20 protein-coding genes are annotated in these 23,385 nt (G+C 55.0%); 16 read left to right on the top strand and 4 right to left on the bottom strand.

The features are described 5' to 3' along the window. The 12 genes from chuS (at window position 1) to pmrB (ending at window position 14,391) form a co-directional block, all read left to right on the top strand. Window positions 1-1,029, top strand: a complete 1,029-nt coding sequence (gene chuS / locus OGV67_RS19130) for a hematinate-forming heme oxygenase ChuS (protein WP_115615236.1) — start codon at window positions 1-3, stop codon at window positions 1,027-1,029. Then, window positions 1,026-1,847, top strand: a complete 822-nt coding sequence (locus OGV67_RS19125) for a heme/hemin ABC transporter substrate-binding protein (protein WP_049011924.1) — start codon at window positions 1,026-1,028, stop codon at window positions 1,845-1,847. The genes chuS and OGV67_RS19125 overlap by 4 nt, the downstream gene beginning before the upstream one ends. Further along, window positions 1,847-2,839 carry a FecCD family ABC transporter permease gene (locus tag OGV67_RS19120; RefSeq protein ID WP_047459566.1) on the top strand — a complete coding sequence of 331 codons (993 nt, stop codon included), beginning with the start codon at window positions 1,847-1,849 and terminating at the stop codon, window positions 2,837-2,839. Before OGV67_RS19125 ends, OGV67_RS19120 begins: the two co-directional genes overlap by 1 nt. After that, complete coding sequence (locus tag OGV67_RS19115; RefSeq protein WP_115615237.1) at window positions 2,832-3,611, top strand: heme ABC transporter ATP-binding protein; 780 nt, start codon at window positions 2,832-2,834, stop codon at window positions 3,609-3,611. The genes OGV67_RS19120 and OGV67_RS19115 overlap by 8 nt, the downstream gene beginning before the upstream one ends. Before the next feature lie 105 nt (window positions 3,612-3,716). Further along, a complete protein-coding gene (locus OGV67_RS19110; RefSeq protein ID WP_115615238.1) occupies window positions 3,717-4,670 on the top strand; it encodes a nickel/cobalt transporter in 954 nt (317 codons plus the stop codon). Window positions 4,671-4,779: 109 nt separating this feature from the next. Beyond that, window positions 4,780-6,411 (top strand): sensor histidine kinase, encoded by a 1,632-nt coding sequence (locus OGV67_RS19105; protein ID WP_047459570.1) that lies wholly within the window; start codon window positions 4,780-4,782, stop codon window positions 6,409-6,411. Continuing rightward, window positions 6,408-7,127, top strand: coding sequence for a two-component system response regulator DcuR (dcuR, locus tag OGV67_RS19100; RefSeq protein ID WP_049011800.1), 720 nt, complete (start codon window positions 6,408-6,410; stop codon window positions 7,125-7,127). The genes OGV67_RS19105 and dcuR overlap by 4 nt, the downstream gene beginning before the upstream one ends. A 597-nt stretch (window positions 7,128-7,724) precedes the next feature. Next, window positions 7,725-9,065 (top strand): anaerobic C4-dicarboxylate transporter DcuB, encoded by a 1,341-nt coding sequence (gene dcuB / locus OGV67_RS19095; protein WP_012134520.1) that lies wholly within the window; start codon window positions 7,725-7,727, stop codon window positions 9,063-9,065. An 86-nt stretch (window positions 9,066-9,151) separates the two neighbouring features. Beyond that, a complete protein-coding gene (gene fumA / locus OGV67_RS19090; RefSeq protein WP_071257269.1) occupies window positions 9,152-10,798 on the top strand; it encodes a class I fumarate hydratase FumA in 1,647 nt (548 codons plus the stop codon). 198 nt (window positions 10,799-10,996) lie between these two features. Then, the gene (gene eptA / locus OGV67_RS19085) at window positions 10,997-12,640 is read left to right on the top strand and encodes a phosphoethanolamine transferase EptA (protein ID WP_115615239.1); all 1,644 of its coding nucleotides are present in this window, start codon (window positions 10,997-10,999) and stop codon (window positions 12,638-12,640) included. Then, window positions 12,637-13,305, top strand: coding sequence for a two-component system response regulator PmrA (pmrA, locus tag OGV67_RS19080; RefSeq protein WP_012134524.1), 669 nt, complete (start codon window positions 12,637-12,639; stop codon window positions 13,303-13,305). The genes eptA and pmrA overlap by 4 nt, the downstream gene beginning before the upstream one ends. After that, window positions 13,306-14,391 carry a two-component system sensor histidine kinase PmrB gene (pmrB, locus tag OGV67_RS19075; protein WP_024130816.1) on the top strand — a complete coding sequence of 362 codons (1,086 nt, stop codon included), beginning with the start codon at window positions 13,306-13,308 and terminating at the stop codon, window positions 14,389-14,391. Here pmrB and pmrR read toward each other — a convergent pair. Continuing rightward, window positions 14,385-14,474, bottom strand: a complete 90-nt coding sequence (gene pmrR, locus OGV67_RS19070; RefSeq protein ID WP_052194426.1) for an LpxT activity modulator PmrR — start codon at window positions 14,472-14,474, stop codon at window positions 14,385-14,387. The two genes, pmrB and pmrR, sit on opposite strands and share 7 nt — an antisense overlap. A gap of 178 nt (window positions 14,475-14,652) precedes the next feature. Then, window positions 14,653-16,155 carry a glycine betaine/L-proline transporter ProP gene (proP, locus tag OGV67_RS19065; RefSeq protein WP_047459579.1) on the bottom strand — a complete coding sequence of 501 codons (1,503 nt, stop codon included), beginning with the start codon at window positions 16,153-16,155 and terminating at the stop codon, window positions 14,653-14,655. Between the two features lie 708 nt (window positions 16,156-16,863). Between proP and kdgT the strand changes: the two genes are divergently transcribed. Next, window positions 16,864-17,862, top strand: coding sequence for a 2-keto-3-deoxygluconate transporter (gene kdgT / locus OGV67_RS19060; RefSeq protein ID WP_012134529.1), 999 nt, complete (start codon window positions 16,864-16,866; stop codon window positions 17,860-17,862). A 17-nt stretch (window positions 17,863-17,879) separates the two neighbouring features. Here the strand turns inward: kdgT and OGV67_RS19055 are convergent, their stop codons facing one another. Together OGV67_RS19055 and crfC are read right to left on the bottom strand one after the other, a co-directional pair. Continuing rightward, a complete protein-coding gene (locus OGV67_RS19055) occupies window positions 17,880-18,773 on the bottom strand; it encodes a diguanylate cyclase regulator RdcB family protein (protein ID WP_012134530.1) in 894 nt (297 codons plus the stop codon). Then, window positions 18,770-21,124, bottom strand: a complete 2,355-nt coding sequence (gene crfC / locus OGV67_RS19050) for a clamp-binding protein CrfC (protein ID WP_115615240.1) — start codon at window positions 21,122-21,124, stop codon at window positions 18,770-18,772. The genes OGV67_RS19055 and crfC overlap by 4 nt, the downstream gene beginning before the upstream one ends. 431 nt (window positions 21,125-21,555) lie before the next feature. Here crfC and OGV67_RS19045 point away from each other — a divergent pair, with 431 nt between their 5' ends. The 3 genes from OGV67_RS19045 to phnC all read left to right on the top strand — a co-directional run bounded on the left by OGV67_RS19045 (window position 21,556) and on the right by phnC (window position 23,379). Beyond that, the gene (locus tag OGV67_RS19045) at window positions 21,556-21,891 is read left to right on the top strand and encodes a zinc ribbon domain-containing protein YjdM (RefSeq protein ID WP_003031835.1); all 336 of its coding nucleotides are present in this window, start codon (window positions 21,556-21,558) and stop codon (window positions 21,889-21,891) included. 120 nt (window positions 21,892-22,011) lie between these two features. After that, on the top strand, window positions 22,012-22,458 hold the full coding sequence (gene yjdN / locus OGV67_RS19040) for a VOC family metalloprotein YjdN (protein WP_115615241.1): 447 nt from the start codon (window positions 22,012-22,014) through the stop codon (window positions 22,456-22,458). A 132-nt stretch (window positions 22,459-22,590) separates the two neighbouring features. Beyond that, window positions 22,591-23,379, top strand: coding sequence for a phosphonate ABC transporter ATP-binding protein (gene phnC, locus OGV67_RS19035; protein WP_012134537.1), 789 nt, complete (start codon window positions 22,591-22,593; stop codon window positions 23,377-23,379). The last annotated feature ends 6 nt before the right edge of the window (window positions 23,380-23,385 follow it).

Raw genomic sequence — 23,385 nt, 5'->3', positions numbered from 1 at the left:
ATGAACCACTACACACGCTGGCTTGAGCTAAAAGAACAACATCCTGGTAAGTACGCGCGTGACATCGCTGGTTTACTGGGGATCAGCGAGGCGGAGCTGACGTTTGCCCGCGTCGGTCATGACGCATGGCGGCTGCGCGGCGACACGCGTGAAATTTTCGCGGCGCTGGAATCCGTTGGCGAAACAAAATGCATCTGCCGCAACGAGTATGCGGTACACGAGCAGGTCGGCGCATTCACCAATCAACACCTGAGCGGTCACGCCGGGCTGGTGCTGAACCCACGCGCGCTCGATCTGCGCTTATTTTTAAATCAATGGGCCAGCGTGTTCCACATTAAGGAAGCGACCGCCCGTGGCGAGCGCCAGAGCATTCAGTTCTTTGATCATCAGGGCGATGCGCTCCTGAAGGTGTATGCCACGGACAACACCGACACCGCCGCCTGGAACGAGCTTCTGCAACATTTTATCGTGACCGAGAATGCGCCGCTGGCGCTGAAAGCGGCTGAAACCCCTGTTAACGAAACGGTTGCCGATGCCGTGACCGTTGACAGAGAGTGGCGCGCGATGACCGACGTTCACCAGTTCTTCACGCTGCTCAAGCGCCATAACCTGACCCGCCAGCAGGCTTTTGAACGGGTCGCTGACGATCTGGCCTGCAAGGTGCCGAACAGCGCGCTGGCGCAGCTCCTCGACGCCGCCCTTAAAGACGGCAATGAAATCATGGTGTTCGTCGGCAACAGAGGCTGCGTGCAAATTTTCACCGGCGTGGTCGAAAAAGTCGTGCCGATGAAAGGCTGGCTGAATATTTTCAACCCGACATTTACGCTGCACCTGCTGGAAGAGACGATTGCCGAAACCTGGATAACCCGCAAACCTACCGCAGACGGCCACGTCACCAGTCTGGAACTCTTTGCGCATGACGGCACGCAAATCGCTCAGCTTTACGGTCAGCGTACGGAAGGCGAACCAGAACAGACACAGTGGCGCAAACAGATTGAGGCGCTGATGCCAAAAGGGCTGGCGGCATGAAAAAACTGCTTGCCCTGATTGCCGCCCTGCCGCTGACGGTTCTTGCCGCAAAACAGGATAAGATCGTCGCGCTCGGCGGAGATGTCACCGAGATCGTGTACGCGCTCGGCGCACAGTCTTCGCTGGTCGCCCGCGACAGCACCAGCCAGTGGCCGCCGGAGGTCACTGCCCTGCCGGATGTGGGGTATCTGCGCCAGCTAAATGCCGAAGGTATCCTCGCCACGCGTCCCGATCTTGTGCTGGCAAGCAGCCAGGCTCAGCCCTCGCTGGTACTCAAACAGGTCGAGCAAAGTCATGTTCGGGTCATTACCGTACCGAGCCGCAACGACCTGCGCGTCATCGACGAGAAAGTGCAGGTCATCGCCAACGCCACCGACCGGGTGGCTGAAGGCGAGGCGCTGCGCCAGACGCTGAATAAAGAGATTTCCGCGCTGCCGACCACGCCGCTCAATAAGCGGGTGCTGTTTATTCTTAACCACGGTGGAATGAGCGCGATGGCCGCCGGACAGCAAACGGGAGCGGATGCCGCCATTCGCGCGGCAGGGCTACAAAATGCGATGCAGGGCGTCTCCCGCTATCAGCCGCTCTCACAGGAAGGCGTGATCGCCAGCCAGCCCGATCTGGTGGTGATTCCCCAGGAGGGATTAACGGCGATGGGCGGCGAAGAGAATCTCTGGAAGTTACCTGGACTGGCGCAGACCCCTGCCGGGCGCAATAAGCAGGTGTTCGCGGTCGATGATATGGCGCTGCTCGGTTTTAGCGTGCGTACGCCTCAGGCGATTCAGCAGCTACGCGCGAAAGCGGAGTCATTGCCCTGATGCCACGGCGGATCACGCTTTCTCTGTATACGCTGGCGCTGATGCTGGCAGTGGTGACGGTCGTGGCAAGCGGTTTTGGCGCATTACGCCTGCCGCTCAGCCTGCTCTGGCATGACGGCGACGACGCGTTACGCCAGATCTGGTTCAACATTCGTCTGCCCCGGGTACTGCTCGCGCTGGTGATTGGCGGCTCGCTGGCGCTGGCCGGGTGCGTGATGCAGGGGCTCTTTCGCAACCCCCTCGCCGATCCGGGACTGCTCGGCATCAGCAGCGGCGCGGCGTTAGCCGTTGCGCTGTGGGTTGTCCTTCCGCTCACGCTGCCTCCCCTGATTATGCTGTATGCGCCGATGCTGGCGGCATTCATTGGCGCGCTCATCGCAACGGTCGTTATTTTCCTGCTCAGCCGACAGCGGGACAGTTCGCTCTCCCGGCTGCTGCTGGTCGGCATCGCCATTAATGCGCTATGCGGCGCGGCGGTGGGCGTGTTGTCGTGGATCAGCAATGACACCCAGCTACGCCAGCTCTCGCTATGGGGAATGGGCAGCCTTGGCCAGGCGCAGTGGTCAACGTTGCTGGCGGTCGCCTCTTTGATGATCCCAACGGTATTTCTCATCTGGCGTCTTGCTGGCGCGCTTAACCTGCTGCAACTGGGAGAGGAAGAGGCGCATTACCTGGGCGTCGATGTCCGGGTTGTTCAGCGAATCCTGTTGATCTGTAGCGCGTTGCTGGTGGCGGCGGCTGTCGCCGTCAGCGGCGTGATCGGTTTTATCGGTCTGGTCGTGCCGCATCTGATACGGATGTGGCTAGGGGCGGACCATCGTGCGGTGATCCCCGGCTCCGTGCTGGCGGGCGCCTTTCTGCTGCTGATTGCCGATACCATCGCCCGAACGCTGGTTGCCCCGGCTGAAATGCCGGTCGGGCTGCTGACCAGTATTCTGGGCGCGCCGTGGTTCCTGTGGCTTATTTTCCGCCGGGGAGGTCAGTATGGCTGAACGTTTTCTCGCTGACAGCGTCAGCTACGCCGCTGCGGGCAGAACGATTATTCGCGATATCTCGCTCTCCCTGACCCAGGGAGAACTGCTGGCATTAATTGGCCCCAACGGTGCCGGGAAATCGACGCTGTTAAGGCTGCTCACCGGTTATCTCACTCCGGCAGACGGGCGTTGCCTGCTGGCTGGCAAACCGCTTGAGCAATGGCCTGCGCAGACGCTGTCCCGCTACCGCGCGGTCATGCTTCAGCAAACGCGAATGGGGTTTGACTGGCCCGTTGAGGCCGTAATCGGCATGGGGCGAATGCCCTGGACGCAGCAGCCCGAAGCGGCGGTGATCCATCAGGTAATGCAGCTTACCGAATGTTTGCCGCTGGCGGGAAGACGCTACGCCTCCTTGTCCGGCGGCGAACAGCAGCGCGTACAGCTGGCGCGCGCGCTGGCGCAGCTATGGTGCGACGGCTCCCCACGCGGCTGGCTTTTTCTTGATGAGCCCACCTCCGCGCTGGATCTGTTCCATCAGCAGCATTTACTGCGGTTGCTGAAAACGCTGACCCGTAAGGGCCATCTGCATGTTTGCATCGTGCTGCACGATCTCAACCTGGCGGCCCTGTGGGCGGATCGAATCGTGCTGCTGCATGGCGGCAACATCGTTTCCGAAGGCGCACCCGCCGAGGTTCTGCAAGCCGGTACGCTAACCCGCTGGTACGGCGCGGAAGTTCACGTCGGAACACACCCGACAAGCGGCGGGCCGCAGATCTTCCTCGCGCCTTAACCGGGAAATGCCGGATAACGGCTTCGCCTTATCCGGCTGACAATTCTGCGGAGAATCGCTTTCCTCAGGCTATACTTTCCGCAAAACTCATTACCAGGCGGAATCATGATCGCACCAAAACAGCTTCCCTCCCTGCGTTTACCGCTGGCAGGACTCCTGATGTTGACGCTGCTGTGGGCAGGTTTCACCGTGCACAGCCATTGGGAAGCGTTTATCCAGTGGTGTCTCGCCGCCCAGATCACCCTGCACCGCTATCTGGTCATGTATTTGCTGCAACTCAATAACCACCAGTACACCGGCGGGCTATGGCTGCTGACCGGCGCGTTCTTCTATGGCGTACTGCATGCGATTGGGCCAGGGCATGGGAAATTTATCGTCACCACCTGGCTGAGCACGACGAAAGAGAGCCTGCTTGCCGCGCGGGTCGTGCCCTTTATTGGCAGCCTGATGCAGGGCATCAGCGCCATACTGTTCGTGTTTATTCTGGCGGTCGGCTTCAACCTGGCCGCCGGCGATCTCAGCACCAGCCGCTGGTACGTCGAGAAAATCAGCGCCGTCCTGATTGGCGCGTTCGGGCTATTTATCATCTACCAGGCGCTAAAAACCCTGCGTCCAAAGCCCATTTTTTCGCGTTTCTCCCAGCCGCACAGCCACGACGAACACTGTGGCTGCGGGCATCACGGCGTGGGCGCAGAACTCACCGACGGCAACTGGAAAACACGCCTCGGCGTGATTCTGGCGACAGGCGCCCGCCCCTGTAGCGGGGCAATCATGATTTTACTGTTCTCCAACGCGCTCGGCATTGTCAGTTGGGGGATTGCCGCCGTCATGACCATGTCCTTCGGCACGGCGCTGTCGATTATGGGGCTGTCGCTGGCGGTACGTTACGCACGCAACCAGACCCAGGTGCTGTTTGCCGGGAACCATTCCCCCCTGCGCTGGCTGGGGCCGGTTATCCGCATCATCGGCGGGCTGGCGCTGGTACTGTTTGCCCTCATTCTGTTTCTGACGGTGATCCCCATCAGTGCGAACGGTGATTATATTGCGGCGGGTTGTTAACCTGTTTGCCGGGCGATAGCGTGCTTATGCCCCTGTCTTTCCCTACCTCCTTTGAATTACCCGTCCCATCAGGGATAATACCCACACAATGTGTAATCTCAGGATCGCGATGAAACATTCTCTGCAACGCCGCGCTGGACGAAAACGCCAGATGAAACTCGGCACGACCGTGATATTGATGGTCAGCGCCGTGTTGTTCTCCGTGCTGCTCGTCGTCCATCTGATTTATTTCTCACAGATCAGCCACATGACGCGCGACGCGCTGGCAGACAAAGCGCTGGCGGTCGCCCGTACGCTGGCGGACTCCCCGGAAATTCGCCAGCGTATGAAGCAAAAGCCGACAGAGAGCGGCATTCAGGCGATCGCCGAGGCGGTTCGCAAACGCAACGATATGTTATTTATCGTAATTACCGATATGAAAAGCATTCGCTATTCGCACCCGGAAGCGCAGCGAATCGGCCAGCCGTTTAAAGGCGACGACATCCTGCTGGCGCTACAGGGGCATGAAAACGTCGCCATCAATCGCGGTTTTCTTGCCAAAGCGCTGCGGGTTTTCACGCCCATTTATGACGACAATCATCAGCAGATCGGCGTCGTGGCGATTGGCCTTGAGCTCAGCAGAGTAACGGAGCAGATCAACAACAGCCGCTGGAGCATCATCTGGTCGATTCTGTTCGGCGCGCTGGTGGGGCTGCTGGGCACTTACGTGCTGGTGAAGGTGCTCAAACGCATCCTGTTCGGCCTGGAGCCGTATGAAATTTCCACGCTGTTTGAGCAGCGCCAGGCGATGCTGCAATCCATCAAAGAGGGGGTAGTCGCCGTTGACGACAGCGGCGAGGTGACATTAATCAACCAGGCGGCGCAGGAACTTCTTGATTACCGCAAATCGCAGGATGACGCGCACTTATCCTCGCTTAGCCACGCCTGGTCGCAGGTAGTGAATCTGAACGACGTGCTCCGCGACGGTACGCCGCGCCGGGATGAAGAGATTACCGTTAAAGATCGTCTGCTGCTTATCAACACCGTTCCGGTACGCAGCAATGGAAAAATCATCGGCGCGATCTCCACGTTCAGGGACAAAACAGAAGTCCGCCAGCTCATGCAGCGTCTGGACGGAATGGTCAACTACGCGGATGCACTCCGTGAACGATCCCACGAATTTATGAACAAATTACATGTCATTCTGGGATTATTGCATCTGAAGAGTTATAAGCAGCTTGAAGATTATATTATTAAGACGGCTAATAACTATCAGGAAGAGATCGGCTCACTGTTGGGGAAAATAAAGTCGCCCGTTATCGCAGGCTTTTTGCTCAGTAAGATTAATCGCACCTCCGATTTAGGGCACAGTCTGGTGATTAGCAATGAAAGTCGATTACCGGACAGCCGTAATGAAGATCAAATCACCGTATTGATTACCATTCTGGGCAATTTAATTGAAAACGCGCTGGAGGCGCTAGGTCAACAACCCGGCGGTGAAATCAGCGTATCCTTGCATTATCGGCATGGCTGGCTGCATTGTGAAGTCAACGATGACGGGCCGGGAATTGACCCCGAACGCATAGAGCAAATTTTTGACAAAGGCGTCTCGTCAAAAGGAACGGAGCGTGGCGTCGGTCTGGCGATAGTAAAACAGCAAGTTGAGAGTATCGGCGGCAATATTACCGTCGAATCGGAACCCGGGATCTTCACACAATTTTTTGTTCAAATACCCTGGGACGGGGAGAGGACCAGCATATGATCAATGTTTTAATTGTCGATGACGATGCGATGGTAGCAGAGTTAAACCGCCGCTATGTTGCGCAGATCGCTGGCTTTCACTGCTGCGGCACCGCGTCTACGCTGGAGAAAGCAAAAGCGTTTATCTTCGATGGCGAAAACCATATTGATCTGATTTTACTGGATATTTACATGCAGAAGGAGAACGGGCTGGACCTGCTGCCCGTCCTGCACAGCGCCGGATGCAAATGTGACGTCATCGTTATCTCCTCCGCCGCCGACGCCACCACCATCAAAGATTCGCTCCATTACGGCGTGGTCGATTATTTGATCAAACCGTTTCAGGCTTCCCGCTTTGAAGAGGCGCTGACCGGCTGGCTGCAAAAGAAAACGGCGATGGAGAAGCACCAGTATTATGAACAATCAGAGCTGGATCGGCTGATTCACGGCAGTTCATCCAATGAGCCGGATACCCGACGCCTGCCTAAAGGGCTGACGCCGCAAACGCTGCGCACCCTGTGTCAGTGGATCGATGCGCACCAGGACCAGGAATTTTCAACTGACGAGCTGGCGAATGAGGTCAATATTTCCCGCGTTTCCTGCCGTAAATATCTTATCTGGCTGGTCAATTGCCATATTCTGTTTACCAGCATCCATTATGGCGTGACCGGCAGACCGGTTTACCGTTATCGTATTCAGGCCGAACATTATTCTTTACTTAAGCAATATTGCCAGTAGAAAAGAAGCCGCTTCGCATTATGCGTTATATAAAGGTAACAATTATTACAATAATGAAAAATAACAAAGGCACAAGTTACACCCTCAAAAATAGAGAATTTGTGCCAGATCAAATATGAACACAAATATGTTTTAATTCATCAGCTTATTATTCAGAAGCGTCACATTGTTTTTAATTTCAAAAACGGTAACAAAAGTTAATTAAGTATTATGTGACTCGTAGAGTGTGTATTTTTAACTATAAAGGAGTAGTCTGGGATTCACCGGACACATAAAAAAAATTAAAATAACGCTATTTTTGTGAGCAGACGATATGTTCCTGAAATTCAGTAACATAGAATACAAAACACACAACCTGCCCTGCTCTTCTTTGTCAACCAGCCCATCGCCAGGGAGCTTCGTTCTCTGAATACGCCATAAACAGAAGCCAAGAATGACTCATGATTTACTGAAAAATTCTTATTTCATGTTTAGAGATTAATCATCAATACAGACAAAGCGAATATTCGTCAGGCTCTGAGGACAATTCACAAAAAACAGAACATGACTGTGATCTATTTATCAAAAATTAAACAGGTTTATCGCGAGGGTAGATAAATGTTATTTAGTATACAACTTATCATAATATTAGTGTGTTTGTTTTATGGCGCCAGAAAAGGCGGTATCGCGCTGGGTTTATTAGGCGGTATCGGTCTGGTCATTCTGGTCTTTGTTTTCCACCTCCAGCCGGGTAAACCGCCCGTCGACGTGATGCTGGTGATCATCGCCGTGGTCGCCGCCTCCGCCACGCTACAGGCCTCCGGCGGCCTGGATGTGATGTTGCAGATTGCCGAGAAGCTGCTGCGTCGCAACCCCAAATACGTCTCCATCGTCGCCCCGTTTGTAACCTGCACGCTGACCATCCTGTGCGGTACGGGCCATGTGGTGTACACCATTCTGCCCATCATCTACGACGTCGCGATTAAGAACAATATTCGCCCGGAACGTCCTATGGCAGCCAGTTCTATCGGCGCGCAGATGGGGATCATCGCCAGCCCGGTTTCTGTGGCGGTCGTTTCGCTGGTCGCGATGCTGGGTAACTTCACCTTTAACGGTAAGCATCTGGAGTTCCTTGACCTGCTCTCCATCACCATTCCATCGACCCTGCTGGGTATCCTGGCTATCGGTATTTTCAGCTGGTTCCGTGGTAAAGATCTGGATAAAGACGAAGAGTTCCAGAAGTTCATCTCCGTCCCGGAAAACTACCACTACGTGTATGGCGACACCGCCACGCTGCTGGATAAAAAACTGCCGAAAAGCAACTGGCTGGCCATGTGGATCTTCCTGTCGGCCATCGCCGTTGTCGCTCTGTTAGGCGCCTTCTCTGAACTGCGTCCGGTCTTCGGCGGCAAACCGCTGTCGATGGTGCTGGTCATTCAGATGTTCATGCTGCTGACCGGCGCGCTGATTATTATCCTGACAAAAACCAATCCTGCTTCTATCTCAAAAAATGAAGTCTTCCGTTCAGGTATGATCGCGATTGTGGCGGTGTACGGTATTGCCTGGATGGCGGAAACCATGTTCGGCGCGCACATGACTGAAATCGAAAGCGTGCTGGGCGAAATGGTGAAAGAGTATCCGTGGGCCTATGCAATTGTTCTGCTGCTGGTCTCCAAGTTTGTAAACTCCCAGGCGGCGGCGCTGGCGGCGATTGTTCCGTTGGCACTGGCTATCGGCGTAGACCCGGCTTACATCGTGGCGTCAGCACCAGCGTGCTATGGCTACTACATTCTGCCGACCTACCCGAGCGATCTGGCCGCGATTCAGTTCGACCGTTCCGGCACCACCCACATTGGTCGCTTCGTCATTAACCACAGCTTTATTCTGCCCGGTTTGATTGGCGTAAGCGTCTCCTGTGTATTTGGCTGGATCTTCGCCGCCATGTACGGGTTCCTGTAACAGCACCTTGCGTGCCGCCCGTTATCGCGCGGCACGCCATCTATACAATTCAAATAATTCAGGATAATTAAAAAGGCTGGAAGCATATGTCGAATAAAGAATTTATATATCAGGCGCCTTTCCCGATGGGGGAAGACAAAACGGAGTATTATCTCCTGACCTCCGATCACGTTAGCGTTGGCGAATTTGAAGGAGAGTCGATACTGAAGGTTGAGCCACAGGCCCTGACACTCCTGGCCCAGCAAGCCTTCCACGATGCCTCCTTTATGCTCCGCCCGGAGCACCAGCAACAAGTCGCCTCCATTCTCCATGACCCCGAAGCCAGCGAAAACGATAAGTACGTCGCGCTGCAATTTTTACGCAACTCCGAAATTGCCGCTAAAGGCGTTCTGCCGACCTGCCAGGATACCGGCACGGCGATTATCGTCGGTAAAAAGGGCCAGCGCGTCTGGACGGGCGGCGGCGATGAAGCCGCGCTCTCCAAAGGCGTGTTCAACACCTATATCGAAGACAACCTGCGCTATTCGCAGAACGCCGCGCTGGATATGTACAAAGAGGTCAACACCGGCACCAACCTGCCCGCGCAAATCGACCTCTACACGGTTGATGGCGACGAATACAAGTTCCTCTGCGTGGCAAAAGGCGGCGGCTCGGCGAACAAAACCTATCTGTATCAGGAAACCAAAGCGCTGCTAACGCCCGGCAAGCTGAAAAACTTCCTCGTTGAGAAAATGCGCACCCTGGGCACCGCAGCCTGCCCGCCGTACCACATCGCGTTTGTGATTGGCGGGACATCGGCGGAAAGCACGCTGAAAACCGTGAAGCTGGCCAGTGCGCATTATTACGACGGTCTGCCGACTGAAGGTAACGAACACGGCCAGGCCTTCCGCGATATTCAACTGGAACAGGAACTGCTGGAAGAGGCGCAGAAGCTCGGCCTCGGCGCACAGTTTGGCGGTAAATACTTCGCGCACGATATCCGGGTAATCCGCCTGCCGCGTCACGGCGCGTCCTGCCCGGTCGGCATGGGCGTCTCCTGCTCGGCTGACCGCAACATCAAAGCCAAAATCAACCGTGAAGGGATCTGGATCGAAAAACTGGAACACAATCCCGCGCAGTACATCCCGGAAGCCCTGCGTCAGGCCGGTGAAGGCGAAGTGGTGAAAGTTGACCTCAACCGGCCGATGAAAGAGATCCTCGCCCAGCTTTCACAGTACCCGGTATCAACCCGCCTGTCGCTGAGCGGCACCATCATCGTCGGTCGCGATATCGCCCATGCGAAGCTGAAAGAGCGCATCGAATCCGGCGAAGGTCTGCCGCAGTACATTAAAGATCACCCCATCTACTACGCAGGCCCGGCGAAAACGCCAGCAGGCTACCCGTCCGGCTCCCTGGGGCCAACCACCGCAGGACGCATGGACTCCTACGTTGACCTGCTGCAATCTCACGGCGGCAGCATGATCATGCTGGCGAAAGGCAACCGTAGCCAGCAGGTCACCGACGCCTGCCACAAATACGGCGGCTTCTATCTGGGCAGCATTGGCGGCCCGGCTGCGGTGCTGGCGCAGCAGAGTATCAAGCATCTGGAGTGCGTGGAGTACCCGGAACTGGGGATGGAAGCGATCTGGAAAATCGAAGTGGAAGACTTCCCGGCGTTTATCCTGGTGGATGACAAAGGCAACGATTTCTTCCAGCAGATTGTCAGCAAACAGTGCGCGAACTGCGCGAAATAACCTGCCCGGCCCGGTTATCTCATCGGGCCGTTTTTCCCTTTATTTACAGCATGGCGGATACGCCGTTTACCCCCCGATGGCGCTACGTTTATCAGTCCTGTGGCGACGATCGCAGGTCGCCCCACAACCTTAAAAACTTAAGGTTGGCTTAATGTTGCTTTGCGAGGATCGGCGCACTTAGTTGATGGACATACCATAATGCTGAAGCGCGTTTTAAAAAGACCGACCCTCGGACACATTACCTGGCTGTTACTCCTTTCATTCTACATCGCCGTCTGTCTGAACATCGCTTTCTACAAGCAGGTGATGCAAGCCCTGCCGCTGGATTCAATGCACAACGTGCTGGTGTTTTTATCCATGCCGCTTGTCGCGTTTAGCGTCATCAATATCGTACTGACGCTGGCGTCGTTCCTGTGGCTTAACCGCCCGCTGGCCTGCCTCTTTATTCTGACGGGCGCCGCCGCGCAATACTTCATCATGACCTACGGCATCGTCATGGACCGCTCCATGATCGCCAACATGATGGATACCACACCGGCAGAAACGTTCGCGCTGGTCACGCCGCAAATGGCGCTTACGCTGGGATTAAGCGGCCTTCTGGCGGCGGTAATCGCCTGTAGCATCAAAATCAAACCGACCTCTCTGACATTACGCAGCGGCGCGTATCGCGCCCTCAACGTGCTGGCTTCGCTTCTGCTGATCGTGCTGGTCGCCGCCTGCTTCTACAAAGATTACGCCTCGCTTTTTCGCAATAACAAAGAACTGATCAAGTCTCTCAGCCCGTCGAACAGCCTGATCGCCAGTTGGTCGTGGTATTCACATGAGCGACTCGCCAACCTGCCTTTGGTACGCATTGGCGAAGATGCGCATCGCAATCCCGCGATGCTGAAAGAAAAACGGCATAATCTGACCATCCTGATCGTCGGCGAAACCTCGCGTGGGGATAACTTCTCGCTGTCTGGCTATTCACGGCAAACCAACCCGCGTCTGGCGCAGGATAATGTGGTCTACTTCCCGCACACCACCTCCTGCGGCACCGCAACGGCGATCTCGGTTCCCTGCATGTTTTCCGGTATGCCGCGTAAACACTACAACGAAGGGCTGGCGCACCATCAGGAAGGGTTGCTGGACATCATTCAACGAGCCGGAGTTAGCGTGCTGTGGAACGATAACGACGGCGGCTGTAAAGGCGCCTGCGATCGCGTGCCGCATCAGGATATGACCGCGCTGAAATTGCCGGGTCAGTGCATTAACGGCGAATGTTACGACGAAGTGCTCTTTCACGGGCTGGAGGAATACATCGATAAACTCCAGGGCGACGGCGTCATTGTGCTGCACACCATCGGCAGCCACGGCCCGACCTATTATCACCGTTATCCGCCGCAGTTTGCGCAATTTACCCCGACCTGCGACACCAATGAAATTCAGACCTGTTCGCAGCAACAGTTAGTGAATACTTACGATAATACCGTACTGTACGTGGACTATATTGTTGATAAGGCAATCAATATATTAAAAGCGCATCAGGATAAATTCACCACCAGCCTGGTCTATCTTTCCGACCACGGTGAATCTTTAGGAGAAAATGGCGTCTATTTGCATGGGCTGCCATACGCCATTGCGCCGGATGCGCAAAAGCATATCCCGATGCTCCTCTGGCTCTCGGAGGATTATCAGAAACGTTACCGGACAGACCTGACATGTTTGCAAAAGCGGGCAGCCCAGGAGGATTTCTCGCAGGACAATCTTTTCTCAACCATGCTCGGATTAACGGGCGTACAGACCAGGAACTACCAGGCCGCAGACGATATTCTGCAACCTTGCAGGAGGCTAACTGAATGAAAATTCTGATTGTTGAAGACGATACGCTGTTATTACAGGGACTGATACTCGCTGCACAAACGGAGGGTTACGCCTGCGACGGCGTTTCTACCGCCCGGGCGGCGGAACACTGTCTGGAAACAGGGCATTACAGCCTGGTCGTGCTGGATCTTGGGTTGCCTGATGAGGACGGTCTGCATTTTCTGACGCGAATAAGACAGAAAAAATACACCCTTCCGGTATTGATCCTCACCGCCCGCGACACGCTCAACGACCGCATCACCGGGCTGGATGTCGGGGCGGATGATTATCTGGTGAAGCCGTTTGCGCTGGAGGAGTTACATGCGCGTATTCGCGCGCTGCTGCGCCGTCATCACAATCAGGGTGAAAGCGAATTGACCGTCGGCAATCTGATGCTGAATCTGGGGCGTCGTCAGGTGTGGCTGGCCGGGCAAGAGCTTATCTTAACGCCCAAAGAGTATGCGCTGCTGTCGCGGCTGATGCTCAAAGCAGGCAGCCCGGTACACCGTGAAATCTTGTATAACGACATCTATAACTGGGATAACGAACCGTCAACCAATACCCTGGAAGTGCATATTCACAACCTACGCGACAAAGTGGGGAAATCACGTATCCGCACGGTGCGCGGGTTTGGTTATATGCTGGTTGCCGTTGAGGAAAACTAAGTGAACCTTACGCGTTTTCTGCACAGACCGATGACCCTTCGTCAGCGTCTGATGCTGACCATTGGCTCTATCCTGCTGGTGCTGCAACTGATCAGCACCTTCTGGCTATGGCACGAGAGCACCGAGCAGATTGAGCTTTTCGAGCAGGCGCTGCTGGAGGACAGGAATAACGATCGGCACATCAGGCATGAGGTTCGCGAAGCGGTCGCCAGCCTGATCGTTCCCGCCGTGTTTATGGTCAGCCTGACGCTGCTGATCTGCTATCAGGCCGTCCGGCGCATCACCCGCCCGCTTGCCGACCTGCAAAAAGAGCTGGAAGCCCGCACGGCCGATAACCTGACGCCTATCGACATTCACAGCTCGACGATTGAAATTGAAGCCGTTGTCTCGGCGCTTAACCAACTGGTCACTCGCCTGACGACAACGCTGGAGAATGAACGCCTGTTCACCGCCGACGTCGCCCACGAGCTACGCACACCGCTGGCGGGCGTGCGTCTGCATCTGGAACTGCTGGCGAAAGCGCACAATGTTAACGTCACGCCGCTGATTGCGCGTCTTGATCAAATGATGGACAGCGTCTCACAGCTGCTGCAATTAGCGCGCGTGGGGCAATCGTTCTCATCCGGTAATTACCAGTCGGTAAAGCTGCTGGATGATGTGATCCTGCCCTCTTACGATGAACTGAACACCATGCTGGAAACACGCCAGCAGACGCTGCAACTGCCGGAAAGCACAGCAGACGCCACCGTGCGCGGCGATGCCACGCTACTGCGTATGCTGTTGCGTAATCTTGTGGAAAATGCGCACCGCTACAGTCCGAAAGGGTCAACCATCACCATTATCCTCAATAATGCGGAAAGCGACGCGATGATGGCCGTCGAAGACGAAGGGCCGGGAATTGATGAAAGTAAATGCGGGGAGTTAAGTGAAGCGTTTGTCCGCATGGACAGCCGCTATGGCGGTATCGGGCTGGGATTGAGCATCGTCTCCCGCATCACGCAGTTGCACCACGGGCAATTCTTTTTGCAAAACCGTGTGGGAACGACGGGAACCCGCGCGTGGGTGCTGTTGAAAAGAGATCAGTAAGTCGTAACCCAGACATACAGGAAACTGCTGACAATCAGCATACTGAACAGGGTTGTCAGACTTTCATACATTCGCGTTTTCATCACACTCTCCTCCGATGGTCTGGAGGAGAGTATGCCTGACGAAGATTAAGCGAACATTAAGATTTGTCGACCTGATAAACGCAGTCTGTAGGCCTGATAAGCGCAGCGCCATCAGGCAAAGGTGTTGCACCGTCTGTAGGCCTGATAAGCGCAGCGCCATCAGGCGGTGCGCTAAAGCTTACTCGTCAATACGCGGATGCTGCTGCACTAACCGCGAACGTTTAGCCTGCAACTCCTCAATCTCCTGATCGATATCTTCGATTTTCTGCTCGATATTATCGTAGTGCTCGCCAAGGATTTCTTTCGCTTCCTGGATATCCGAGGCCGCTGGCGTCGCCCCTTTCAGCGGACGGTTGGCGGTCTCTTTCATGGTAATACCGGTAATAAAACCGACGACCGCAATCGCCATCAGGTAATAGGCTGGCATCATCAGGTTCTGCGAGCTTTCCACCAGCCAGGCGGCCAGGGTCGGCGTCAGACCCGCAATCAGCACCGAGATATTAAACGCCGCCGCCAGCGCGCTGTAACGGATGTGCGTCGGGAACATCGCTGGCAGAGAAGAAGCCATCACCCCGGTAAAGCAGTTCAGGATCACCGCCAGCATCAGCAGACCGGCAAAAATCAGGCCGATAATATTACTGTTGATCAGAATAAAGGCCGGAATAGCCAGCGCAAACAGCGCGATACTGCCCATAATCACAAACGGACGGCGACCGAAACGGTCACTGAGCAGCCCCATCACCGGCTGCACAAACAGCATCCCGATCATGATGGCGATAATAATCAGCACGCCGTGGTCTTCCGAGTAGTGCAGGTTATGCGACAGGTAGCTCGGCATATAGGTGAGCAGCATGTAGTAGGTCACGTTGGTGGCAATCACCAGGCCGATACACGCCAGCAGGCTGCGCCAGTGTTTGGTTGCAATCTCTTTAAAGGAGACTTTTGGCCCTTCCTGCAAACCTTCGCGATCGCCCTGCTCTAGCTTATCCACATGCTGCTGGAAGGCCGGGGTCTCTTCCAGCGCATGACGCAGATAAAGACCAATGATCCCTAGTGGCAGTGCGATGAAGAACGGAATACGCCAGCCCCAGTCGAGGAAGTTCTCCTCGCCGACAACGGTGGAGATCAGCACCACCACGCCCGCGCCCAGCACGAAGCCCGCAATGGAGCCGAAGTCCAGCCAGCTTCCCATAAAGCCGCGTTTACGGTCCGGCGAGTATTCGGCGACAAAGATCGACGCGCCGGTATATTCGCCGCCGACCGAGAAGCCCTGCGCCATCTTACACAGCAGCAACAGTATCGGCGCCCAGATGCCGATAGAGGCATAAGAGGGAATCAACCCGATACAGAACGTACTGATCGACATAATCACAATCGTGATGGCAAGAATCTTCTGGCGACCATATTTATCGCCGAGCATACCGAAGAATAAGCCGCCAAGCGGTCGAATCAGGAAGGGAACGGAGAAGGTGGCAAGTGCGGCAATCATCTGCACGCTGGGGTCAGCCCCCGGGAAAAATACTTTACCTAACGCGTAGGCGACAAACCCATAAACACCAAAATCAAACCACTCCATCGCATTACCCAGCGAGGCTGCGGTGATCGCTTTACGCAGTTTACCATCATCAATAATGGTCACATCGCGAAGCGTAATCGGTTTTACTTTTTTCCTTTTCAGCATAGCTGTCCTCGTAGACTAAGCCCTGTCTCGCTACATACTGCATTCATTGGCGCACAAAGCGCTAACGTCACCGTCGAGCGTTGGAATCGTGCGGGCACAATTCCTCGTAGAACAAGCGTAGCAGGTTTACTTACACTGACTGGTCAAGGTCTGTACAACCGAACCTGTTGACGCCTGATTGGGCGGTTAATGACCTCTTTACCCTACCAGTGTTTAAATTTGTGATCAACTTCACACATATGTTGCCGTTTCGTCAGCGAGCGTAAATAAGGGCATTTTTATCTGTATTTTTACATTGTCAGCAAAGCGCATTATTGACAATAAATGAGAGGCGATTTCGTTATTCTTTTCGAAATATCACGTCCGTCACTATTATGCTGCTAGCAAAAAATCCGCCATAACTCTTCACAAACAATTTACAGCATTTTTAATAATCATCGCGTTCCAGGGCCTTTACGCAAAATATGTGATGAAGATAACTAAAACAGTGTTTTATTTTGATTGAATCAATATTCCACTGAATGCAAGATAACACCCGACGCAACATCCCTGAGGATTGTGACAAACAGACGTATGCCACATTCGATTATGTATCACGCAGGGAGAAAGAGGGTTTCCCGCCGTTCTCTTTGTGAAATAACAAATTGAAATTAAATAATATTTATCGACTTGTCCGTTAGTTCCGCGCGACAAGATGTGAGGACTTTTATGAAAATTAAAGCCACGATTGAACGCATCCCTGGCGGGATGATGTTGATCCCTCTGCTGCTCGGCGCAATTTTAAATACCCTGGCCCCGGATACCGGCGCCTATTTTGGTTCATTTACAAAAGGCATGATCAGCGGCACCGTGCCGATTCTGGCCGTCTGGTTCTTCTGTATTGGCGCCTCGATTGATTTGCGCGCTACCGGGACGGTATTACGTAAATCGGGTACGCTGGTTATTACTAAAATAGCCGTGGCGTGGGTGGTCGCGATGATTGCCGCCTCGTTTATCCCGGATACCGGTATTCAAACCGGCTTCTTCGCCGGTTTGTCCGTACTGGCGATCGTCTCCGCAATGGACATGACCAACGGCGGCCTGTACGCCAGCCTGATGAACCAGTACGGCACCAAAGAAGAGTCCGGCGCGTTCGTCCTGATGTCTCTGGAATCTGGCCCGCTGATGACGATGGTGATTCTGGGTTCCGCAGGCCTCGCCTCCTTCGAACCGCATCACTTTGTCGGCGCCGTGCTGCCGTTCCTGATTGGCTTCACATTAGGCAACCTGGACCACGACCTGCGCGCGTTCTTCAGCAAAGCTACGCCGGTGCTGATCCCGTTCTTCGGCTTTGCGCTGGGTAACACCATTAACCTGAGCGTGATTGTCGATACCGGCCTGCTGGGTATCCTGCTGGGTGTCGCGGTTATCATTATTACCGGTATCCCGTTGATTATCGCAGACCGCGTCATTGGCGGCGGTAACGGCACTGCGGGCGTCGCGGCCTCCTCTGCGGCAGGCGCTGCGGTAGCGAACCCGGTGATCATAGCGCAGATTAACCCGGCGTTTGAACCCGTCGCCGCGTCCGCCACGGCGCTGGTTGCCGCCAGCGTGATTGTGACGGCGATTCTGGTTCCGATTATCACCGCCCTGTATGCAAAACGTTTCGGCAACGTCCCGGCGCCGGGCAACGCGGAGGCAAACCCAACGGAATCCCTCCATCACTAAACGTCATACGTCCCCTCTCAGCCCACGAGAGGGGACGGCGCAAAAATCTCCTCAATCATCGCATCCACCAGGCGCTGTGCCGAACACAGCCTTGGCATCCCCAACGCCACCGTCTGCCAGCGCTGGGTCACTGACCAGCACACCGGATGTTTATCGGGATCGCACCAGTCGCCAATCCAGCTCAACATGTCATTGTGCTCCCCCGCGCCGGCCACGGCGGGCGAATGAAGCCACTGATGGTAATAATGACGCGTGGTGGGCGCGGCGTGAATACTGTGCGCCAGATAATCGGTGGCCATCGCGCGCAAATTATCTTTCAGCATCGCGACCACTTCCATATTGCCCAACCGACAGGCATCGCCAAACGGCCCCCAGCGCAACTCCTCCAGCGCGACAAAACAGCGCCCCGGCAATGACCAACCGTCATAGGCTCCGGCGCGCCAGCGGGTAAAAATCTGCTCGCTGTGTTCGCCCGCCTGCACCGTCAATCCACGCCGGGTCAGCGCCTTCTCTTTATGTTCGCTGCGCCGGGCAAACCCGTCGCTCAGCGCCGCTAACTGCTGCGTGATGCCAGGAATAGCTTGCCCTCTGGGGCTTTCCGTCTGTTGCAGAAGGGTCAATTGCCGGGAAATGCGCGTCAGCGCCAGATGGCCGGGATCGAGCATCCCCGCCAGTTTTTCCACCAGCTTAAGACGCATCATCAGATGCTCATTGAATACGCCCGCCATGACCCAGGCGCGAAGCTGCGTCTGGCTCAGAATTTCTTGCGTCAGGCGTTCGCGAAAACGCTGCTGCTGTTGCAGGTTGCCGCCAGGTCGCTTCGGCTCTTCTCCCTGAACCAGATCGACCATAAACTTCGGGTGGATGCATTCCAGCATCCGTCCCGGGCCTTCCAGTAACACGTTCGTCATGAGTGCTCGGCTGCAAAAAGGGTCTGGATATCATCACGTAACAGGCGGGAATCTTCATGAATCCACCGGGTGGCGGAGATACTGTGCTGTAATTGTTGGCTCAGTCTGTTCACAACCGATTCATGTTGCTGGCGCGTCACCAGACTCTCGCGCAAGCTCTCCTGCAATCCCGACAGACACAACGAAAAATCGGCAAAAAAGGTCGCCATACCTGCCGTAACAGAAACATCGACCTGGGCATCTAAAGCTTTATGAATTTGTTGGAAGAAATGGCTGACATGCTGGATCAGAGTGTTATGCAATGCCGTTATATCAATGACATAGCGTGTCCTGGCTTCCACATAATCATTCCATCCCCAGTTCGGTTGATTCAGCCAGCGCGCAAAGGTGTCGCGCACGCCGCCCGCGCGAGGCGCGGCGCCTTCCGGCGGGTTCTCCTGAGCGACCGCCTCGCTAAACAACGGTTGAGTATTGAAGTTAAACATACTGGCATGGAACGTCGGGAAGCTGATTCGCGCCCGGAACCCCGCCTGGCTCAGATCGTCTTTTACCCGCGCCTCAATTGGCCGCATCGCGTCATTTAACACCCGGCTTAGCGTCGATTCGAGCTGTTCGAAGCGCAGCGCCAGATCGCGGCTAATGTTCTCCTGCGCCGCCAGTAATACCGCTTCGCATGACGCACGCATTTTGCTTAAAACGACCTGCGCCTGCCTTTCGTTATGCAGCACCAGCGTTTCGCCCTCGACCACCGCCTCCTGCTCAGGGGAAAGGGGATCGCGCGGCAGCCACCCCACCACGCTCTCTTCGCGAAAAAGCGGCGCGATGCGGTGCAAAATATCGGCCTGCTGCTGGCTCAGGAACGTGTTCGCCGCCTCCATCATCCGTTCAACTTCATGGCCAACCTCATCGCTCACGCGATCCTGGCTCACCTGAAGCTGCCGCATATCTTCTTCGACGCGGGAAATATTGACCTGCAACGCGTCATGCGCCACCGTCAGCCCGTGATAGCGAAAATCCAGATATTCACGCGCGCGCTGTGCGTAATTCAATAACTTATGCGACGCCGACCGGAGCGCATACAGTGAGGCGTTGGCGTAAGCGGCGTGAATCAGCCGCTGTACGGGCTGTTCAAATAGCGAATCTTCCCACAGCAGATCGGCGGCATGACGAATATGTTCGATATCATCAAGATCGGCGCTCCGCCAGCGCCTGCCGAGCGCGGCCTCGGCAAAATCCTGCACCCAGCGCTGTTCCTGATGATCCGGCAACCGCCCGTGCACCCGCAGTTCGTGACGCGCGCGGTTCGCCAGATACCCCCACATGGAAGAGACCGGAAAAATTTGCCCGGGCGTAATGCTGCCATTCATCAGCGTGCCGGAAATCAGCGCGCGAACCTGTTCTTCATCGTCGCTGTTGCGGTCTTTCTGATCGAACTTATTCACCAGCGCGTACAGCGGCACGGATTTCCCCACCGCCGCAATGGCCTGGCGCACCTCTTCATCCGAAATGGATTTCAGTTGGGTGTAATCCATCACCGCCAGTACGGCAGAAGCGCGCGCCAGCTGTTCATTAAGCATCTTTTGCAGGTGCGGCTGCCCGGCTTCATTAGGGCCGGGCGTATCCAGTAGCGTCAGTTGCCCCGGATAGTTCTCCAGCCCCGCCAGATGCACAAACTCCACCTCAATCACCGGAATATGTTCAATCGCAGCATACGCCGCAAAAGGAAAATCGACCCCCAGCGCTTTTGACAAGCGCACCAGATCGTTCAGGCTTTTCAGACAGTGGAAGATGGGCTGCGCGCCCAGGTAATGACGCTCAAAAGCCACGCCCTTTTCAATTCGCTGGAGCAGCGCATTCATGTCTTTATCGATTTCCAGCACCTGGGTCAGATGCTGGCGATCGCACGCCTGCATACGCTGTTGCAGCGTTTGCATGAGCGTATCAATCGGCGCGACGTGAGAAAAATGCAGCACCGGCTCTTTCTGCCCTGGCGTATGGCGAATCAGCGTCGGTAACGCCGTCATCGGCCGATTACGGTTGGGCAGGACTTCGGTTCCGACAATGGCGTTAATTGTCGTCGACTTCCCTGCCTTCATCGTCCCGACAATCGCCAGCACCATCTCCAGGCGCGTTATTTTGCGTAGCTCATTATTGAGCGTGCCGTGCTGAGCCTCCACGTCACGCCCGCTAACATGCTGAGGCCGGGTATTTTCATTCCCTTCCCCACCTTCCTGAGCGACGCCATCCAGCGAAGCCACAGGCAGTTGTTGCAATAACCGGAGATGTTCCAGAGAAAGCAGCAACAATCTTTCCGCTTCCTGGCTTAATTCATATATTGTCTGTGTGTACATGGAAAATCTTTCCTTAACGCAAACTTTATTACTTTTATTTAGCCGGATGATTTTATTTGTTTGCTTTTCGGCTTTTATAATTACGTGTGGAAATAATTTTATTAAAATAACTTATTGTTAATATTAGAGATATTTTTATCAACCACACCTGTCTCTCTTACTGTGTAAAAGTAAGAGGGATAAAGATTTATAAAGCGTCTGGTCGTTCCTCTCACCTTATCTTAAATAGTAAAACGTAGCAATTTCCCTTAAAAAAATAGTCATGACATTTTTCTTACCCTGGCGGCAACCTTCAGCCACAGGTTGTCGTATCCTTAAATTGCGAGTAGTCCCGACAACGTTAAGGATTTTGTGTATAATTGCGGCCTTTTTCGGCAATCTGCCATTTTTTGGGCGCTTTTGCCCCTGCTGACTTTTTTGAGGAAATCGACATGTCATTACCCCATTGCCCACAATGCAACTCCGAATATACCTACGAAGATAACGGCATGTTCATCTGCCCGGAATGCGCCCATGAATGGAACGACGCAGAACCGGCACAGGACAGCGACGAGCTGATCGTAAAAGATGCCAACGGCAACCTGCTGGCAGACGGCGACAGCGTGACCGTTGTTAAGGATCTGAAAGTAAAAGGCAGTTCTTCCATGCTGAAAATTGGCACCAAAGTGAAGAACATCCGTCTGGTTGAAGGCGACCACAACATTGATTGCAAGATCGATGGCTTTGGCCCGATGAAGCTGAAATCTGAGTTCGTGAAAAAGAACTGATTTTTCCAGGCCCGGTAAGGCGTTTACGCCGCCATCTGGCATTTATTGCCCGGTGGCGCTTCGCTTACCGGGCCTACGATAACTACACTTAACTGGCTTCTCTTACCTGAGGTCACGATTATGCCGTTAAGTCCCTACATCTCTTTTGCCGGTCACTGTGCCGACGCTATCGCGTACTACCGCAAAACGTTAGGCGCGGAACTCCTCTATAAAATCACCTTTGGTGAAATGCCCCCGCCAGAGCAGGGCAGCGAAGACGGTTGCCCGTCAGGCATGCAATTCCCTGATACCTCCATCGCCCACGCCAACGTGCGCATTGCAGGCAGCGACATCATGATGAGCGACGCCGTCGCGTCGGGTAACGCGAGTTACTCCGGCTTTACGCTGGTGCTCGACACGCAGGATGTCGCCGAAGGGAAACGCTGGTTTGATAACCTGGCCGCACAGGGACAAATCGAAATGGACTGGCAGGAAACCTTCTGGGCGCACGGTTTCGGGAAAGTGACCGATCAATATGGCGTACCGTGGATGATCAATGTGGTGAAACAGCCGCAGCCGACAGAGTAAACCGACGGGAGGCGCGCCCTCCCGTGCTGTCATCGAAGCCCCTTCAATTCTTCATCGTCAAGTAACCATCCCTTAACTAAAACGTCACATTAATCCGCCACGATGGGGCCACTTTTTTAGGGAGGCCGCATCATGCAAACGGTTATTCGCGTCGAGAAACTCTCCAAAACGTTCAATCAGCATCAGGCGCTGCATGCGGTTGATCTGAACATCTCTTCCGGTGAGATGGTGGCTCTGCTTGGGCCTTCCGGTTCCGGCAAATCCACCCTTTTACGTCACTTAAGCGGTTTGATTACCGGCGATAAAGCGCCGGGCTGCCATGTCGAGCTGCTGGGCCGCACGGTACAGCGTGAGGGCAAACTGGCGCGGGACATCCGCAAAAGCCGCGCTCACACCGGCTACATCTTCCAGCAGTTCAACCTTGTGAACCGTCTGACCGTACTGGAGAACGTGCTGATTGGCGCGCTCGGCAGCACGCCGTTCTGGCGTACCTGTTTTAGCTGGTTCACCCAGGCGCAGAAGCAGCGCGCGTTACAGGCGCTGACCCGCGTCGGGATGGCGCACTTCGCGCATCAGCGCGTATCGACGCTTTCCGGCGGACAGCAGCAGCGCGTTGCTATCGCCAGAGCATTGATGCAGCAGGCGAAAGTGATCCTCGCCGATGAGCCGATCGCCTCGCTGGACCCGGAGTCGGCGCGCATTGTGATGGACACCCTGCGCGACATTAACCAGACCGACGGCATCACCGTGGTCGTCACGCTGCATCAGGTGGATTACGCCCTGCGCTACTGCGAACGCATTGTGGCGCTGCGTCAGGGGCATGTGTTCTATGACGGCAGCAGCCAGCACTTTGATAACGATCGTTTTGACCATCTCTACCGCAGCATGAACCGCGTCGAACAGAACGCGCAGGCTGCTTAACATCCC

This window comes from Citrobacter sp. CK188, from assembly GCF_030333525.1.
Lineage (GTDB): Bacteria > Pseudomonadota > Gammaproteobacteria > Enterobacterales > Enterobacteriaceae > Citrobacter_B > Citrobacter_B koseri.
The sequence above is the reverse complement of the archived record's forward strand: the minus strand, read 5'-3'. Positions and strand labels throughout refer to the sequence as shown.